The 16,241-nt window shown below is 57.3% G+C and carries 16 protein-coding genes; 11 read left to right on the top strand and 5 right to left on the bottom strand.

The annotated features are described in order from the left end of the window. The first annotated feature begins 89 nt into the window (after positions 1-89). The 3 genes from malM to ubiA all read left to right on the top strand — a co-directional run bounded on the left by malM (position 90) and on the right by ubiA (position 2,603). Positions 90-1,043: a maltose operon protein MalM gene (gene malM / locus HMPREF3143_RS05345; RefSeq protein WP_008500082.1), complete on the top strand. Its 954-nt coding sequence runs from the start codon at positions 90-92 to the stop codon at positions 1,041-1,043. Between the two features lie 180 nt (positions 1,044-1,223). Next, positions 1,224-1,721 carry a chorismate lyase gene (gene ubiC, locus HMPREF3143_RS05340; protein ID WP_021242729.1) on the top strand — a complete coding sequence of 166 codons (498 nt, stop codon included), beginning with the start codon at positions 1,224-1,226 and terminating at the stop codon, positions 1,719-1,721. A gap of 12 nt (positions 1,722-1,733) precedes the next feature. Then, positions 1,734-2,603 (top strand): 4-hydroxybenzoate octaprenyltransferase, encoded by an 870-nt coding sequence (ubiA, locus tag HMPREF3143_RS05335; protein WP_023293539.1) that lies wholly within the window; start codon positions 1,734-1,736, stop codon positions 2,601-2,603. 89 nt (positions 2,604-2,692) lie between these two features. Here ubiA and zntA read toward each other — a convergent pair whose 3' ends face one another. Next, positions 2,693-4,864, bottom strand: a complete 2,172-nt coding sequence (gene zntA / locus HMPREF3143_RS05330) for a Zn(II)/Cd(II)/Pb(II) translocating P-type ATPase ZntA (protein ID WP_070532028.1) — start codon at positions 4,862-4,864, stop codon at positions 2,693-2,695. 76 nt (positions 4,865-4,940) lie between these two features. Further along, entirely contained in the window at positions 4,941-5,567 is a 627-nt protein-coding gene (locus HMPREF3143_RS05325; protein WP_065102827.1) for a lysoplasmalogenase, read from the bottom strand. Between the two features lie 129 nt (positions 5,568-5,696). Between HMPREF3143_RS05325 and HMPREF3143_RS05320 the strand changes: the two genes are divergently transcribed. After that, positions 5,697-6,056, top strand: coding sequence for a DUF2500 domain-containing protein (locus tag HMPREF3143_RS05320; protein ID WP_008500087.1), 360 nt, complete (start codon positions 5,697-5,699; stop codon positions 6,054-6,056). Positions 6,057-6,138: 82 nt separating this feature from the next. On the opposite strand, the gene HMPREF3143_RS05315 is transcribed toward HMPREF3143_RS05320, so the two are convergent. Together HMPREF3143_RS05315 and rsmD are read right to left on the bottom strand one after the other, a co-directional pair. Next, positions 6,139-6,420: a DUF1145 family protein gene (locus tag HMPREF3143_RS05315; protein WP_008500088.1), complete on the bottom strand. Its 282-nt coding sequence runs from the start codon at positions 6,418-6,420 to the stop codon at positions 6,139-6,141. Then, complete coding sequence (gene rsmD, locus HMPREF3143_RS05310) at positions 6,404-7,006, bottom strand: 16S rRNA (guanine(966)-N(2))-methyltransferase (RefSeq protein WP_008500089.1); 603 nt, start codon at positions 7,004-7,006, stop codon at positions 6,404-6,406. Before rsmD ends, HMPREF3143_RS05315 begins: the two co-directional genes overlap by 17 nt. Before the next feature lie 127 nt (positions 7,007-7,133). On the opposite strand from rsmD, the gene ftsY reads away from it, so the two are divergent. From ftsY to livJ, 6 genes are all read left to right on the top strand, one after another. Continuing rightward, positions 7,134-8,594, top strand: coding sequence for a signal recognition particle-docking protein FtsY (ftsY, locus tag HMPREF3143_RS05305; RefSeq protein WP_070532026.1), 1,461 nt, complete (start codon positions 7,134-7,136; stop codon positions 8,592-8,594). Positions 8,595-8,596: 2 nt separating this feature from the next. Then, a complete protein-coding gene (ftsE, locus tag HMPREF3143_RS05300; RefSeq protein WP_008500091.1) occupies positions 8,597-9,268 on the top strand; it encodes a cell division ATP-binding protein FtsE in 672 nt (223 codons plus the stop codon). Next, positions 9,255-10,310, top strand: coding sequence for a permease-like cell division protein FtsX (ftsX, locus tag HMPREF3143_RS05295; protein WP_025912214.1), 1,056 nt, complete (start codon positions 9,255-9,257; stop codon positions 10,308-10,310). Before ftsE ends, ftsX begins: the two co-directional genes overlap by 14 nt. 251 nt (positions 10,311-10,561) lie before the next feature. Then, positions 10,562-11,419 (top strand): RNA polymerase sigma factor RpoH, encoded by an 858-nt coding sequence (gene rpoH / locus HMPREF3143_RS05285; RefSeq protein ID WP_008500093.1) that lies wholly within the window; start codon positions 10,562-10,564, stop codon positions 11,417-11,419. A gap of 136 nt (positions 11,420-11,555) precedes the next feature. After that, a complete protein-coding gene (locus tag HMPREF3143_RS05280; protein WP_070532023.1) occupies positions 11,556-12,821 on the top strand; it encodes a 4-aminobutyrate--2-oxoglutarate transaminase in 1,266 nt (421 codons plus the stop codon). A gap of 197 nt (positions 12,822-13,018) precedes the next feature. After that, positions 13,019-14,119: a branched chain amino acid ABC transporter substrate-binding protein LivJ gene (livJ, locus tag HMPREF3143_RS05275; protein WP_021242735.1), complete on the top strand. Its 1,101-nt coding sequence runs from the start codon at positions 13,019-13,021 to the stop codon at positions 14,117-14,119. 177 nt (positions 14,120-14,296) lie between these two features. Here the strand turns inward: livJ and panM are convergent, their stop codons facing one another. Then, entirely contained in the window at positions 14,297-14,680 is a 384-nt protein-coding gene (panM, locus tag HMPREF3143_RS05270) for an aspartate 1-decarboxylase autocleavage activator PanM (protein ID WP_008500097.1), read from the bottom strand. Positions 14,681-15,104: 424 nt separating this feature from the next. Here panM and livK point away from each other — a divergent pair, with 424 nt between their 5' ends. After that, on the top strand, positions 15,105-16,214 hold the full coding sequence (livK, locus tag HMPREF3143_RS05255; RefSeq protein WP_008500098.1) for a high-affinity branched-chain amino acid ABC transporter substrate-binding protein LivK: 1,110 nt from the start codon (positions 15,105-15,107) through the stop codon (positions 16,212-16,214). Positions 16,215-16,241 lie beyond the last annotated feature (27 nt).

The following is a 16,241-nucleotide window of genomic DNA, read 5'->3' as shown; positions in this document are numbered from 1 at the left end:
ACCAAACTGAGGGGCGCAAGCCCCTCAATCCTTGGGACGGCGCGCTATTGCCTGGCTACCGCTGACCTGTGCATTTTGAGGTGATAACAATGAAAATGAACAAAACTCTCCTTGCCCTTTGTTTATCCGCAGGGTTGCTGGCGAGCGCGCCTGCTGTAACGCTCGCTAATGTGAATTTCGTTCCGCAAAACACAACATCCGCGCCGGCCATTCCGGCAGCTGCGTTGCAACAGCTGGTCTGGACGCCTGTCGATCAATCTAAAGCCCAAACGACCCAGCTCTCGACGGGTGGGCAACCGCTTAATGTTCCGGGTATTAGTGGTCCGGTGGTCGCGTACAGCGTGCCCGCTAACATTGGCGAACTGACGTTAACGCTCTCCAGTGAAGTCAATAAACAGACCAGCGTCTTTGCGCCGAACGTGCTGATTCTTGACCAGAACATGACGCCTTCTGCGTTCTTCCCGAGCGAATATTTTACCTATCAGGAACCGGGTGTCATGAGCGCCGATCGCCTGGAAGGGGTAATGCGCCTGACGCCTGCGCTGGGTCAGCAGAAAATTTATGTACTCGTCTTCACCACGGAAAAAGATTTGCAGCAAACCACCACGCTGCTTGATCCTGCGAAGGCCTATGCCAAAGGCGTAGGTAACGCCGCACCGGATATCCCGGATCCGATCGCCCGCCACACCACTGACGGCCTTGTGAAGCTGAAAGTGTCGACCAGCAGTGCGTCCAGCGTCCTGGTCGGCCCGCTGTTTGGCTCCTCCGGTACCGGCCCTGTCACCGTGGGCAACACCGCTGCGCCTGCCTATACCGCACCCGCTGCCACGGCAGCCGCACCGGTAGCGACCGCAGCGCCGGCCCCGGCGAAGAAAGCGGAGCCGGTACTGAACGACACCGAAGAATACTTCAACAATGCCATCAAGCAGGCGGTGAAGCGCGGCGATGTCGATAAAGCGCTGAAGCTGCTTGATGAAGCCGAACGTTTAGGTTCAACCACTGCCCGTTCCACCTTTATCAGCAGTGTAAAAGGCAAGGGGTAACCGTTTCCCCACAATGCTGATTTGTTAGTCGTTTGGTGCGCCTGAGTGGGCGCACTTTTTTTCGTCTCCGCCGGGCTGTTGCACTCTTGTTGCGATCGTGATCGTTAAATAACGTTTGGCCCCCCTCAATCCGCGTTTCTGCGATACAATGCCTGTACGTTATGTATCGGAGAGTCTGGCATGTCACACCCTGCGCTAACGCAACTGCGTGCGCTGCGCTATTTCGACCAAATACCTGCGCTTGATCCGCAGCAGCTGGACTGGCTGTTGCTGGAAGATTCCATGACAAAACGTTTTGAGCAGCAGGGAAAAACGGTCACGGTGACCCTGATTCAGGAAGGGTTTGTCTCCGGCGATGAGATCGCCAACGAGCTGCCGCTGCTGCCGCACGAGCCACGTTACTGGCTGCGTGAAATTTTACTCTGCGCTGACGGCGAGCCGTGGCTTGCCGGACGGACGGTGGTGCCCGAGTCCACCCTTTCCGGGCCCGAGCTGGCGCTGCAGCGTCTGGGGAAAACGCCGCTGGGGCGTTACCTCTTCACCTCGTCAGAACTTACCCGGGATTTTATTGAAATTGGTCGTGATGCCGAACTGTGGGGGCGTCGTTCCCGCCTTCGCCTGAGCGGTAAACCGTTAATTCTGACGGAGCTTTTTTTACCGGCATCACCGTTGTACTAAGAGGAAGAAAAAATGGAGTGGAGCCTGACGCAGAATAAGCTGTTGGCGTATCACCGCTTAATGCGTACCGATAAACCGATTGGCGCGTTACTGCTGCTGTGGCCGACCTTATGGGCGCTGTGGGTCGCCACGCCGGGCGTGCCGCCGCTGTGGATCCTCGGCGTGTTTGTTGCTGGCGTCTGGCTGATGCGCGCAGCGGGCTGCGTGGTCAATGATTATGCCGATCGTAAATTCGACGGCCATGTTAAACGGACTGCCGGTCGTCCGTTACCCAGCGGACAGGTGACCGGGAAAGAAGCTCGCGTGCTGTTTGCTGTTCTGGTGCTGCTCTCTTTCCTGCTGGTGTTAACCCTGAACACCATGACCATACTGCTTTCCGTTGCGGCGCTGGCACTGGCCTGGGTTTATCCGTTTATGAAGCGCTATACCCACCTGCCTCAGGTGGTGCTGGGCGCAGCGTTTGGCTGGTCGATTCCAATGGCGTTTGCGGCAGTTAGTGAGTCCTTACCGCTCAGCTGCTGGCTGATGTTCCTGGCGAACATACTTTGGGCCGTGGCTTACGACACGCAATACGCGATGGTTGACCGCGACGATGACCTGAAAATTGGCATCAAATCCACCGCCATCCTCTTTGGCCGTCAGGACAAGCTGATTATCGGGATTCTGCAGGTCGCCGTGCTGGCGCTGATGGTGGCGATTGGCCGCCTGAACGGGCTGAACTGGGCGTTTTACTGGTCGGTGCTGGTGGCGGGGCTGCTGTTTGCGTACCAGCAAAAGCTGATTGCGAAGCGCGAACGCGACGCCTGCTTCAAGGCGTTTATGAACAATAACTACGTCGGTCTGGTGCTGTTTTTAGGGCTGGCGATGAGCTACTTCTTATAATAAAAGCCGGGTGGCGGCTTCGCCTTACCCGGCCTACGTTTTAGCAGGATATGTAGGCCCGGTAAGCGTCAGCGCCACCGGGCGTTTTTTTACCGGCGACGCAGCAGCCGCAGCGCGTTCGCCGTCACCAGCACCGTCGCGCCGGTATCCGCCAGCACCGCCAGCCACAGTCCGGTCATGCCGAGCAGGGTGGTCACCAGGAAAATCCCCTTCAGCCCCAGCGCGATGCCGATGTTCTGGCGGATGTTGGCACGCGTCGCCCGCGCAAGATCGATCATCTGCGCCAGTCCGGTCAGGCGGTTGTGGGTCAGCGCCGCGTCTGCCGTCTCTAGCGCCACGTCGGTGCCGCTGCCCATCGCAATGCCGATGGTGGACGCCTTCATCGCCGGGGCATCGTTAATCCCGTCTCCGACCATCGCCAGCGGGGCGTGCGCGTTCAGCTCCGTTACCGCGCTGACCTTATCCGCCGGCAGTAATCCGGCCTTAAACGCCAGCCCCAGCTCACCGGCAATCGCTGCCGCCGCGCGAGGGTTATCGCCGGTGAGAATCACGCCCTGCACGCCCAGCTGATGCAGCGCCGCCACGGCCTCTTTTGCGTCATCGCGCAGGGTGTCGCGCAGCGCCAGCATCCCTTTTGCGACGCCGTCCTGCATAACGGTCACGACAGTTTGTCCGGTCTGTTCTAACGCCTCTACCTCTGGATGAGAAGACTTGCCCGCCGCGACAATCAGAACTTTTTTACCGTCAACGGTGGCCTCAATCCCGGAGCCTACCAGCACCCGCTGAGCGGTTGCCGGCGGGATGTTCAGCCCGCGCGACTGCGCTTCCCGCACTATCGCCAGCGCCAGCGGGTGAGTGGAGCCCTGCTCAACGGCGGCGGCCAGGGTCAGCAGTTCGTCTTCACTGATTTCCTGCGGATACACACCGGTGACCTGCGGCTTGCCGACGGTCAGCGTACCGGTTTTATCGAAGGCGATATGCTGGACCTGGCTCAGCTGCTCCAGCGCCGCGCCGCCCTTAATCAGCGCCCCGCGACGTGCCGCAGCCGCCAGCCCGGAGGTAATGGCCGCCGGGGTGGAGATGACCAGCGCGCACGGGCAGCCGATCAGCAGTAGCGTCAGCCCTTTATAAATCCAGCCCTCCCACGGCGCGCCAAAGAACAGCGGTGGGACGACGGTGACCAGCAGGGCAACCAGCATAATGGCGGGCGTGTAGATGCGGCTGAAGCGGTCGATAAAGCGTTCGACCGGCGCGCGGCGCTCTTCGGCCTCTTCAATCAGCTTCAGGATGCGGTCGATGGCGCTGTCACCTGGCTCGGAAAGCACGGTGAGCTGCACCAGACGGTCGACGCTGGTGGCGCCAGCAGGCACTTTTTCACCTGCGGCACGTTCAACCGGAATGGACTCACCGGTCAGGGCACTTTCATCAAAGCTCGCGGTGGCGGTAAGCAGCGCGCCGTCGGCAGGCAGGCGTCCGCCTGCCGCGACTTCAATCACGTCGCCCGGACGCAGGGTCGTGATGGCGACCGTTTCACGCGTGCCGTTTACTACGCGCGTGGCGGTTTCCGGCTTCAGCGCTATTAGCGCGCTGACCCCTTTACGCGCCCGGCTCGCCGCCCAGCCCTCAAGACGTTCACCGATTAAGAACAGCAGCAATACCATCGCCGCTTCTGCCGTCGCGCCAATAAACAGCGCGCCGATGGCCGCCACGCTCATCAGCGTTTCAATGGCGAACCAGCTGCCGCTTTTCATCAGACGCAGCGCCTGACGGGCAATCGGGAACAGCCCGACCAGCGTGGTGGCGATAAACGCCAGGTTGCCGAACGGATGGTTGATCTGTTCCAGCCCCCAGCTCAGGGCCATCATGAGGATCAGGGTAATGAGCGGCAGGTTTTCTTTCAGTGAAGAGGTTTTTTCCGCGGGCGCGGCTTCACTACGCAGGCTGTAACCCGCCTTGCTTACCGCGTCTTCAACCTGTTTGCTGACGTCGCTATCGGCGCTAACCAGCAGCTTTTCGGTGGCGAACAGCACCTGAACGTGGCTGACGCCCGGCACCTGTTTCACCGCATTTTCCACTTTGCGGGCGCAGGCGGCGCAGTCCATGCCGTTAACGACCCAGCTGTAGCGGTTGCCGCTTTCAGGAAGCGTTTGAGTTTGCGTTTCGCACGCGCCTTCGCAGCAGCAGCCATCTTTCGACGGAACGGGACTGAGCTTAAGCGCCGAGAATTGAGGGACTTTTTTGGGTGTTTCTGGAGTCGACATGGCAGTCTCCGGCAATGATAATTTTCTCATTAACCGCAGCATACACTCTGGAGTCGACTCCAGAGTCAAGCGTTATTTAGATATACAGCGAACGCACAATCAGGAAGTGCCCGGCAAAGTAGCAGGCGGCGGCAATCGCGTTATCCGCCCGGAAACGGCGGCGATAGTGGCTACCCAGCCACACGATATTCCCAATCAGCAGCAGCGCGGCCCCGAAGAATGCGGACATTGCCGGAGCGGTCGGACGGAAGAACCACAGTTCACCTGCCAGCCATACCATCACCAGCGTCATGGCGATAAACGTGCAGATCGGCAACCGCATCTCTTCCAGACGCGACCAGATCACCGCGATCAGCAGGGCACCAATCACCAGCAGGACCAGCGGCAGCGGCCAGAAGAAAGAGAGCGTCATCTGGCTGGCGAAGAAGATGGTATACAGCAGATGCGACAGGAAAAACGCCCCTACGGCATACAGCAGGCGCTGGCGCGGCAGCAGGGTTAAGGCATCGCCAATCAGAGAGGCGCACAGCCCGGCGAGGACCAGATAGCTGACGGCATTAAACATCGGTGCTTGCCAGGCCAGCAGCAGGAGCAGCAACAGCGTGACGGGTTTAAACAGCCAGCGCTGCCAGGTGGGACCACGGTACGACGCATCGACATAAAGCCATGCGGAAAAACAGACAGCGATAAATGACCAAAGCATATTAACTCCCTGTATCTGTTAAGTCTGAATAATCAGTTTCTGATCCAGTGTAGTGACGCGGGCGGGCGTTTGGCAATGCCGGGGAAGGCAGGGTATCCTGAATTCCGCATAATCTGATGGGATAGTTGAATGAGCAAGATGCCGCTGTTTTTCATTATCGTGGTGGCGATTATCGTCATTGCCGCCTCGTTCCGCTTCGTGCAGCAGCGCCGCGAGAAGGCGGATAACGATGCCGCGCCGCTGATGCAAAAGCGCGTGGTGGTGACGAACAAACGCGAAAAGCCGCTCAATGACCGCCGCTCGCGCCAGCAGCAGGTGACGCCTGCGGGCACAACAATGCGTTATGAAGCGAGCTTTAAGCCGGAAACGGGCGGCCTGGAGATGACCTTCCGCCTGGAGGCGCAGCAGTACCACCAGCTGACGGTGGGGGAAAAAGGAACGCTGAGTTACAAAGGATCGCGGTTTGAGGGGTTTGTTCCGGAGTTGTAACGCCGGGCGGCACTGCGTTTGCCCGGCCTACGTGGTTTCGTAGGCCCGGTAAGCGAAGCGCCACCGGGCGACTAAACGCACCTTACTTCTTCACCTGCGCCTTAAACTTCTTCATCCACACCAGCAGCTCAAACACGCCGAAAATAAACACGCGCAGCTGCTGCCAGCCTGTCATCTGCGGGCCGTCTTTCGGCAGACCGTTTTTCAGCATCACCATCTGCAGGGCGTGCATGAACGAGGTGAAAATCAGCGCCACGTTAACGAAAATATTCATCGGGCGCGGGAACGGGTGCACCAGGTTGAGCAGCAAAAACGCCCAGACGCCCAGCATCAGCAGACGTCCCAGATTAATCAGTACCGGCATCGGATCCTCCTTGTGCCTGACGGTGATACAGACGATAAGCAACCTGACCTGCCACTTTTTCACGGTGCAGATCCCAGTGAGCGGGAACCGGCGGCAAACCGTTTTCCACTTCGCTTTCCACGTAAATCAATGCGTCATCCGCCAGCCAGCCGTTTTGCTCCAGCAGGGATAACGTCTCTTCCAGCAGCCCCTTGCGGAACGGCGGGTCGACAAACACCACGGTGTGCGGCGTGCCCTTTTGCGCGAGGAAGCTCAGCGTGTTGGTGTTCACCACTTTCGCGTTGCTCGCTTTCAGCGTCGCCAGATTTTGCTGCAGCGTCTGCGCCACGCCGCGCTCCATCTCCAGCAGCGTGGCGCTGGCAGCATAGCGCGACAGCGCTTCCAGCCCGAGCGCGCCGCTACCGGCGAAGCAGTCCAGGCAGCGGGCGTCTACCATTGACGGGGCCAGCCAGTTAAACAGCGTCTCGCGCACGCGGTCGGTAGTGGGGCGTAAACCCGGGCTGTCCGGCACCGGTAATTTCCGGCCTCGCCACTGACCGCCGATAATACGAATTTGACCGGCCGGGGCGCGGTTGGGTTTCTTCATCTCAGGAAAGCTCTGTTAACAATTGGCCTGCGATTGCGGGCGGTGATGTCAATTAAGTAAAGTGTTAGACTATTTCATCATTTTTTTAGCTTCCATGTATATAGCGCCGCGAGGAGTGTAGTCGCAGATGGCAAAACAAAAAAAACGTGGCTTCTTTTCCTGGCTGGGCTTCGGTGAAAAAGAGCAAGAAACAGAACAGAAAACCGAAGAGCAACAAGCCGTTGAAGAGCCATCGCAGCCTGAAACGCCAGTAGAAACCGCCGCGGTTGTCGATGCGGAAGAAACGGCGCACAGCAAAGAAGAGGTTGAAACCTTTGCTGAAGAGGTGGTTGAGGTCACTGAACAGGTTCAGGAGAGCGAGAAGCCAGAACCGGTTGTCGTAGAAGCCGCTATCGAAGCGCCACAGGCTGCTATCGAACACGAAGAGCTTCCGCTGCCGGAAGAGGTCAAAGACGAAGCGGTGTCTGCCGAAGAGTGGCAGGCCGAAGCGGAAACCGTTGAAATCGTTGAGGCGGTGGAAGAAGAAGCGGCGCTCGAGCCGGAGCTGACCGACGAAGAGCTGGAAGCCCAGGCGCTGGCGGCGGAAGCGGCTGAAGAAGCGCTCGTCGTTGTGCCGGTAGAAGAGCAGGCCGAAGAAGAGACCGTTCAGGAGCAGGAAAAACCGACCAAAGAGGGTTTCTTCGCGCGCCTGAAGCGCAGCCTGCTTAAAACCAAAGAAAACTTAGGTTCCGGATTTATCAGTCTGTTCCGCGGCAAGAAGATCGACGACGATCTGTTTGAAGAGCTGGAAGAGCAGCTGCTGATTGCGGACGTTGGGGTGGAAACTACCCGTAAGATCATCACTAATCTCACCGAAGGGGCGAGCCGAAAGCAATTGCGTGACGCCGAAGCGCTGTACGGCCTGCTGAAAGACGAGATGGGTGAAATTCTCGCAAAAGTTGACGAACCGCTTAATATTGAAGGCAAAACGCCATTTGTTATTCTGATGGTTGGCGTGAACGGCGTGGGTAAAACCACCACCATCGGCAAGCTGGCGCGTCAGTTCGAGCAGCAGGGCAAATCGGTGATGCTGGCGGCGGGCGATACCTTCCGTGCGGCGGCGGTTGAGCAGCTGCAGGTCTGGGGCCAGCGCAACAACATCCCGGTGATTGCTCAGCATACCGGCGCGGATTCCGCATCCGTGATCTTTGACGCCATCCAGGCGGCGAAGGCGCGCAACGTGGACGTGCTGATTGCCGATACCGCAGGGCGTTTGCAGAATAAATCGCACCTGATGGAAGAGCTGAAGAAGATCGTTCGCGTCATGAAGAAGCTGGACGAAGACGCACCGCATGAAATTATGCTGACCATTGATGCCAGCACCGGACAAAACGCCATCAGCCAGGCAAAACTGTTCCATGAAGCGGTAGGACTGACGGGGATCACGCTGACCAAACTGGACGGCACCGCGAAAGGCGGGGTGATCTTCTCCGTGGCCGACCAGTTCGGCATTCCTATCCGTTACATCGGTGTGGGCGAGCGTATTGAGGATTTACGTCCGTTTAAGGCGGACGACTTTATTGAGGCATTATTTGCCCGAGAGGACTAACAATGATTCGCTTTGAACACGTCAGCAAGGCCTATCTCGGTGGGAGACAAGCGCTGCAGGGGGTGACTTTTCACCTGCAGCCGGGCGAGATGGCATTCCTGACCGGCCATTCCGGCGCGGGGAAAAGTACCCTGCTCAAGCTTATCTGTGGGATCGAGCGGCCAAGCGCCGGGAAAATCTTTTTCAGCGGCCATGAGATCAGCCGTCTGAAAAACCGTGAGGTGCCGTTCCTGCGTCGTCAGATCGGCATGATTTTCCAGGATCACCACCTGCTGATGGATCGCACCGTTTTCGATAACGTGGCCATTCCGCTGATTATTGCCGGCGCCAGCTATGACGATATCCGCCGCCGCGTCTCTGCGGCGCTGGATAAGGTCGGGCTACTGGACAAAGCGAAGAACTTCCCGATCCAGCTTTCCGGCGGTGAACAGCAGCGCGTGGGTATCGCCCGCGCGGTGGTGAACAAGCCTGCCGTGCTGCTGGCGGATGAACCGACCGGTAACCTGGACGATGCCCTGTCAGAAGGGATTTTGCGTCTGTTTGAGGAGTTTAACCGCGTAGGGGTTACCGTATTGATGGCAACGCACGACATCGGGCTGATTTCCCGTCGTTCGTACCGCATGCTGACCCTGAGCGACGGGCATTTGCACGGAGGCCACGGTGAACAAGCGTGATGCAATAAACCAGATTCGGCAGTTCGGGAACCGGTTTGACCGTTTCCGTAAGCCGCAGGGCGGTGGTGACGGCAATCGTAATGCGCCGAAGCGCCAGAAGGCCGCGCCAAAACCGGCCTCCCGCAAAACCAACGTCTTTAACGAGCAGGTGCGCTACGCGTTCCACGGCGCGCTGCAGGACCTGAAAAGCAAACCGCTGGCGACGTTCCTGACGGTGATGGTAATCGCCATCTCCCTGACGCTGCCAAGCGTCTGCTACATGGTTTACAAGAACGTCAACCAGGCGGCGTCGCAGTATTATCCGTCTCCGCAGATCACGGTCTATCTGGATAAAGCGCTCGACGATAACGCGGCGGCGCAGGTGGTTGGGCAAATTCAGGCCGAGCAGGGCGTGGAGAAGGTCAACTATCTCTCACGTGAAGACGCGCTGGGCGAGTTCCGCAACTGGTCAGGCTTTGGCGGTGCGCTGGATATGCTTGAAGAGAATCCGCTGCCCGCCGTGGCGGTGGTGATCCCGAAGCTGGATTTCCAGGGGACCGATTCACTTAACACCCTGCGCGATCGCATCACGCGCATTAAAGGCATTGATGAAGTGCGCATGGATGACAGCTGGTTTGCGCGTCTCGCTGCTCTGACCGGGCTGGTAGGCCGCATCGCGGCGATGATTGGCGTGCTGATGGTGGCGGCGGTCTTCCTCGTCATCGGCAACAGCGTTCGTCTGAGCATCTTCGCTCGTCGCGATACCATCAACGTGCAGAAACTGATTGGTGCGACGGATGGCTTCATCCTCCGACCGTTCCTTTACGGTGGCGCACTGCTCGGTTTTTCCGGCGCATTTCTTTCACTGATATTGTCAGAAATTTTGGTGATGCGGCTTTCCTCTGCCGTGACTGAAGTGGCGCAGGTTTTCGGAACCAAGTTTGATATCAGCGGCTTAGGGTTCGATGAGTGCCTCTTACTGCTGCTGGTGTGTTCGATGATTGGGTGGGTGGCAGCGTGGCTGGCAACCGTTCAACATTTACGTCACTTTACTCCCGACTAATAAAAGCGTGATATAATCTTTCCCTGCACCGAGATGTTCGCTCTGCAGGGAAAGCGTCCCTGTTGTCTCTTCCCCTGTTATCATCTCCATGTCACATTTTGTGCGTAATTTATTCACCGTTGCACCTGGAACTTGTGGATAAAATCACTGTCTGATAAAAGAGTGAATGCTAATCTCGTTGCTCAAACGCTTTGGCATGGTTGTTGCCTGACGGGGACAGCCTGGACCAGAAGAAACACTGAGAGGAATGAATGACCAAAGAAATGCAAACTTTAGCTTTAGCCCCTGTTGGTAACCTGGAATCTTATATCCGGGCTGCGAACACCTGGCCGATGTTAACGGCCGAGGAAGAAAAGGAGCTTGCTGAAAAGCTGCATTACCAGGGCGATCTGGAAGCAGCGAAAAAGCTGATCCTGTCTCACCTGCGCTTTGTTGTTCACATTGCTCGTAATTATGCGGGCTATGGCCTGCCGCAGGCGGACTTGATTCAGGAAGGTAACATCGGCCTGATGAAGGCTGTGCGTCGCTTTAACCCGGAAGTGGGTGTGCGACTGGTCTCCTTCGCCGTCCACTGGATCAAAGCAGAAATTCATGAATACGTGCTGCGCAACTGGCGTATCGTGAAAGTCGCCACGACAAAAGCGCAACGCAAACTGTTCTTCAACCTGCGTAAAACCAAGCAGCGTCTGGGCTGGTTCAATCAGGATGAAGTGGAAATGGTGGCGCGCGAGCTGGGTGTTTCCAGCAAAGACGTGCGTGAGATGGAATCCCGTATGGCCGCGCAGGACATGACTTTTGACATGTCTTCCGACGACGACGCATCTGACAGCCAGCCGATGGCACCGGTTCTGTATCTGCAGGATAAAACCTCTAACTTTGCTGACGGCATCGAAGAGGACAACTGGGAAGATCAGGCCGCGAACAAGCTGAGCTATGCGATGGAAGGCCTCGACGAACGTAGCCAGGACATTATCCGCGCCCGCTGGCTGGACGAAGACAACAAGTCCACGCTGCAGGAGCTGGCCGACCGCTACGGCGTCTCTGCGGAACGTGTCCGTCAGCTTGAAAAGAACGCCATGAAGAAACTTCGCGCCGCTATCGAAGCGTAATTAACGCGAAGTACACCGAGAACCCCTGGATGAGAGTCTGGGGGTTTTGTTTTTTTAGCGCCCGCTCTGGCGAATTCCCTCCCCCTGGCAAACACTTACTGATGCGCTAAGCAGGCGACTTTCTCAGGGGGACAGGGTGAAAAACAACGAACTGAACGACCGGCGGTTACAGGCGACGCCGCGCGGCATCGGCGTGATGTGTAACTTCTATGCCGATAAAGGCGAAAACGCCACGGTGTGGGACGTGGAAGGCAATGAGTACATCGACTTCGCCGCCGGGATCGCGGTGCTGAATACCGGCCATCGCCATCCCAAAGTCATTTCCGCCATCGAAAAACAACTCCACGCGTTTACCCACACGGCCTACCAGATTGTGCCGTACGAAGGCTACGTGGCGCTTGCCGAGCGCATCAACCAGCGCGTGCCGATTGACGGCCCGGCCAAAACCGCGTTCTTCTCGACAGGGGCTGAGGCGGTCGAAAACGCGGTGAAAATTGCCCGCGCCTTTACCAAACGCCCCGGCCTTATCACCTTCGGTGGTGCGTTCCACGGCCGCACCTTTATGACCATGGCGCTGACCGGCAAAGTTGCGCCGTACAAGCTCGGCTTTGGGCCATTCCCCGGCTCGGTGTATCACGCCCAGTATCCGAATGAACTGCACGGCGTCAGCACGGCGGAAGCGTTGAAAACCCTGGAACGTATCTTTAAAGCGGATATTGCTCCTGACCAGGTCGCGGCGATTATTCTCGAACCGGTTCAGGGGGAGGGCGGCTTTAACATCGCCCCGGCTGATTTTATGCAGGCGCTGCGCGCCCTGTGCGATACCCACGGCATTTTGCTGATTGCCGACGAGGTGCAAAGCGGTTTCGCCCGCACCGGCAAGCTGTTCTCGATGGAACACCACTGCGTGAAGCCCGATCTGATCACTATGGCGAAAAGCCTGGCGGGCGGGATGCCGCTCTCGGCGGTGTCGGGCCGTGCTGAGGTGATGGATGCGCCCGCGCCGGGTGGGCTGGGCGGTACCTACGCGGGTAACCCGCTGGCGATTGCGGCGGCGCACGCCGTGCTGGACGTGATTGACGAAGAGGATCTCTGCACGCGATCGGCGCATCTTGGCCATCACCTGGTGGAAGTGTTGAACAAGGCGAAGGAACACTGCCCGTATATCGCGGATATTCGCGCGCAGGGCTCGATGGTGGCGGTGGAGTTTAACGATCCGCAAACGGGTCAGCCTTCGCCGGAATTTACCCGCCAGGTGCAGGAGCGGGCATTGCAGGAAGGTCTGCTGCTTCTGAGCTGCGGCGTTTACGGCAACGTCATTCGTTTCCTCTATCCGCTGACGATTCCCGAAGTGCAGTTCCGTAAAGCGCTGGACATTATCTCCGCGTCGCTGACACGTTAAAGCCACATGCCCGGCGGAACTCTCTGCCGGGCTTATCATATATTCATTTCAAATTTGCTATTCCAAAATCATAAAAATGGGGTATGTTTTAGCAGAGTATGCTGAAAAAGCGCGAACAGCACACCTATAACTGAAATAAAGCGCTGCACAACAACATCACAACAATCGTAATAACCATAATAATGGGGAATCTCAGGATGAACATGAAGGGTAAAGCGTTACTGGCAGGATGTATCGCGTTGGCATTCAGCACCATGGCGCAGGCAGACATCAAAGTGGCTGTGGTTGGCGCCATGTCCGGTCCGGTAGCGCAGTACGGCGACCAGGAGTTTACTGGCGCAGAACAGGCGGTTGCAGACATTAACGCTAAGGGCGGTATCAAGGGCGAAAAACTGCAGATCGTAAAATATGATGATGCCTGTGACCCGAAACAGGCGGTCGCGGTCGCGAACAAAGTGGTGAACGACGGGATCAAATACGTTATCGGTCACCTGTGCTCTTCTTCTACCCAGCCGGCGTCTGACATCTACGAAGACGAAGGTATCCTGATGATCACCCCGGCGGCGACCGCACCAGAGCTGACCGCACGCGGTTACAAGCTGACCCTGCGCACCACCGGTCTGGACTCTGACCAGGGCCCAACCGCGGCGAAATACATCGTTGAAAAAGTGAAGCCGAAGCGCATTGCCATCGTTCATGACAAGCAGCAGTACGGTGAAGGTCTGGCGCGTTCAGTGCAGGACAACCTCAAGAAAGCCAATGCCGACGTGGTGTTCTTCGACGGGATCACCGCCGGTGAGAAAGACTTTTCCACGCTGGTTGCGCGTCTGAAGAAAGAGAATATCGACTTTGTTTACTACGGCGGCTACCACCCGGAAATGGGCCAGATCCTGCGCCAGGCGCGCGCTGCCGGTCTGAAAACCCAGTTCATGGGCCCGGAAGGGGTGGCGAACGTTTCTCTGTCTAACATCGCGGGTGAATCCGCCGAAGGCCTGCTGGTGACCAAACCGAAGAACTACGACCAGGTCCCTGCGAACAAACCTATCGTAGATGCCATCAAGGCGAAGAAACAGGATCCAAGCGGCGCGTTCGTCTGGACCACCTACGCGGCGCTGCAGTCGCTGCAGGCGGGCCTGAACCAGTCAGCCGATCCGGCTGAGATTGCCACCTGGCTGAAAGCGAACACCGTCGAAACCGTTATGGGGCCTCTCTCCTGGGACACGAAGGGCGACCTGAAGGGCTTCGAGTTCGGCGTGTTTGACTGGCATGCGAATGGCACGGCGACAGACGCCAAATAATTTTCCCGTCGCCTTTCGCGCCGCAGGTGCGTTGGCTGCGTTATTCAACCCCGGTCACTTACTTATGTAAGCTCCCGGGGATTTCATAACTTGCCGCCTTCCTGCAACACGAAATGCTTGGGAAAATGCGGTAGAAATTGTAGGCCGGGTAAGGCGCAGCCGCCACCCGGCTTTCTTTTAGCGCTTCTCCCACCCGCTCTCCTGCGCCGTAAACCCTAACGCCTGCATAAACGCCGCCATGACGCCGCGGTCTTCTACGCCCACGTCGGCCATCCACCATGAGGTCACGCCCGGGTTTTCGCGGAGCACTTCTTCAATTAAATACTGCCCCACGCCGCGACGGCGGGTCACGTCACGCACGCGCAGCGAGTCCAGCGCCCCTTCCGTGCCGCTCAGCGTTACGCGAACGGCGGCCAGAAGACGCTCGTTAAAGCGCGCGGCATAGATACGGTGATTTTCGTCGACGGCCAGCGATGAAGGGGAATATTCCGGCCAGATCTTGCCCAGGTCGATATGATCCTGGTCGCTAAAGGTCACCAGACGCACGATAGTCAGTTTCATTAGCTGCTTGTCCAAATCAAATTGAGTAGGGGCAGTGTACTCAATTTATTCGCTCAGCGGCTTCCTCTTTTTATCGCCGTTTGCCAGGTGATTAGTTTTTTGGCAGCGCGTTGGGCAGTTTGAAAACACATGGATCGAAAAATAAGCAGGATTTTAACCTGAATGGCAGTGATTTATTCGGCGCTTTGTACCGTTATTTTATGCTGCAAACTGCACTTTTATTTGTTTATCTCTGCCTGATTTCAGAATATTATCTTTGCTTAATCGCCTGAAAAATAGAGATTTTAGTCTGGTTTTTGACAAAAACCTGCGCTAAACCATTAAAGGCACTGGTAAAAATAGCGTTGTTCATTAAAAGTACAGAATGCTTTTTAACCATAATAAAACAAAATATAAACACGACATCACGAATGGGGATTCAGAGATGAAAAGGAACGCGAAGACGTTAATCGCGGGGATGGTCGCACTGTCGATCTCGCATGCCGCCATGGCGGAAGACATAAAAGTTGCGGTAGTGGGGGCGATGTCCGGCCCTGTTGCCCAGTGGGGTGACATGGAGTTCAACGGTGCGCGCCAGGCCATCAAAGACATCAACGCTAAGGGCGGCATCAAGGGCGACAAGCTGGTGGGCGTGGAGTATGACGACGCCTGCGATCCGAAACAGGCCGTCGCGGTCGCCAACAAAATCGTCAACGATGGCATCCAGTATGTGATCGGCCACCTGTGCTCATCGTCCACCCAGCCCGCGTCTGACATCTACGAAGACGAAGGCATTCTGATGATCACCCCTGGCGCCACTAACCCTGAGCTGACCCAGCGCGGCTACCAGCACATCATGCGCACCGCCGGTCTGGACTCCTCTCAGGGGCCTACCGCCGCCAAATACATCCTTGAAACCGTCAAGCCGCAGCGTATCGCCATTATTCATGACAAGCAGCAGTACGGCGAAGGCCTGGCGCGCTCCGTTCAGGACGGCCTGAAAAAAGGCGGCGCGAACATCGTCTTCTTCGACGGGATTACCGCCGGTGAAAAAGACTTCTCCGCGCTGATCGCTCGTCTGCAAAAAGAGAATATCGACTTTGTTTACTACGGCGGCTACTACCCGGAGATGGGGCAGATGCTGCGTCAGGCGCGCGCCACCGGTCTGAAAACTCAGTTTATGGGGCCAGAGGGCGTGGGCAATGCCTCCCTGTCCAACATCGCCGGGGATTCTGCCGAAGGCATGCTGGTGACGATGCCAAAACGCTATGACCAGGATCCGGCCAACAAGGCTATCGTGGATGCGCTCAAGGCGCAGAAGAAAGATCCGAGTGGTCCGTACGTCTGGATCACCTATGCCGCCGTACAGTCTCTGGCCACCGCGCTGGATCGTACCGGCAGCAAAGAACCGCTGGATCTGGTGAAAGATTTAAAAGCACACGGGGCGAACACCGTGATTGGGCCGCTGAACTGGGATGAGAAAGGCGATCTGAAGGGATTTGAGTTTGGTGTCTTTAAGTGGCACGCCGACGGTTCGTCTTCGGCCGCCAAATAATTATCCCACCGCCCGGCATGACGGGCG

The organism is Enterobacter sp. HMSC16D10 (genome assembly GCF_001807145.1).
GTDB classification, from domain to species: domain Bacteria; phylum Pseudomonadota; class Gammaproteobacteria; order Enterobacterales; family Enterobacteriaceae; genus Enterobacter; species Enterobacter roggenkampii.
Note: the sequence above shows the minus strand (reverse complement) of the source record. Positions and strands in the feature narration are given on the sequence as shown.

Coding starts and splice junctions, on each gene's coding strand:
- malM (WP_008500082.1), top strand. CDS start 90: ATGAAAATGAACAAAACTCTCCTTGCCCTTTGTTTATCCGCAGGGTTG.
- ubiC (WP_021242729.1), top strand. CDS start 1,224: ATGTCACACCCTGCGCTAACGCAACTGCGTGCGCTGCGCTATTTCGAC.
- ubiA (WP_023293539.1), top strand. CDS start 1,734: ATGGAGTGGAGCCTGACGCAGAATAAGCTGTTGGCGTATCACCGCTTA.
- zntA (WP_070532028.1), bottom strand. CDS start 4,864: ATGTCGACTCCAGAAACACCCAAAAAAGTCCCTCAATTCTCGGCGCTT.
- HMPREF3143_RS05325 (WP_065102827.1), bottom strand. CDS start 5,567: ATGCTTTGGTCATTTATCGCTGTCTGTTTTTCCGCATGGCTTTATGTC.
- HMPREF3143_RS05320 (WP_008500087.1), top strand. CDS start 5,697: ATGAGCAAGATGCCGCTGTTTTTCATTATCGTGGTGGCGATTATCGTC.
- HMPREF3143_RS05315 (WP_008500088.1), bottom strand. CDS start 6,420: ATGCCGGTACTGATTAATCTGGGACGTCTGCTGATGCTGGGCGTCTGG.
- rsmD (WP_008500089.1), bottom strand. CDS start 7,006: ATGAAGAAACCCAACCGCGCCCCGGCCGGTCAAATTCGTATTATCGGC.
- ftsY (WP_070532026.1), top strand. CDS start 7,134: ATGGCAAAACAAAAAAAACGTGGCTTCTTTTCCTGGCTGGGCTTCGGT.
- ftsE (WP_008500091.1), top strand. CDS start 8,597: ATGATTCGCTTTGAACACGTCAGCAAGGCCTATCTCGGTGGGAGACAA.
- rpoH (WP_008500093.1), top strand. CDS start 10,562: ATGACCAAAGAAATGCAAACTTTAGCTTTAGCCCCTGTTGGTAACCTG.
- livJ (WP_021242735.1), top strand. CDS start 13,019: ATGAACATGAAGGGTAAAGCGTTACTGGCAGGATGTATCGCGTTGGCA.
- panM (WP_008500097.1), bottom strand. CDS start 14,680: ATGAAACTGACTATCGTGCGTCTGGTGACCTTTAGCGACCAGGATCAT.
- livK (WP_008500098.1), top strand. CDS start 15,105: ATGAAAAGGAACGCGAAGACGTTAATCGCGGGGATGGTCGCACTGTCG.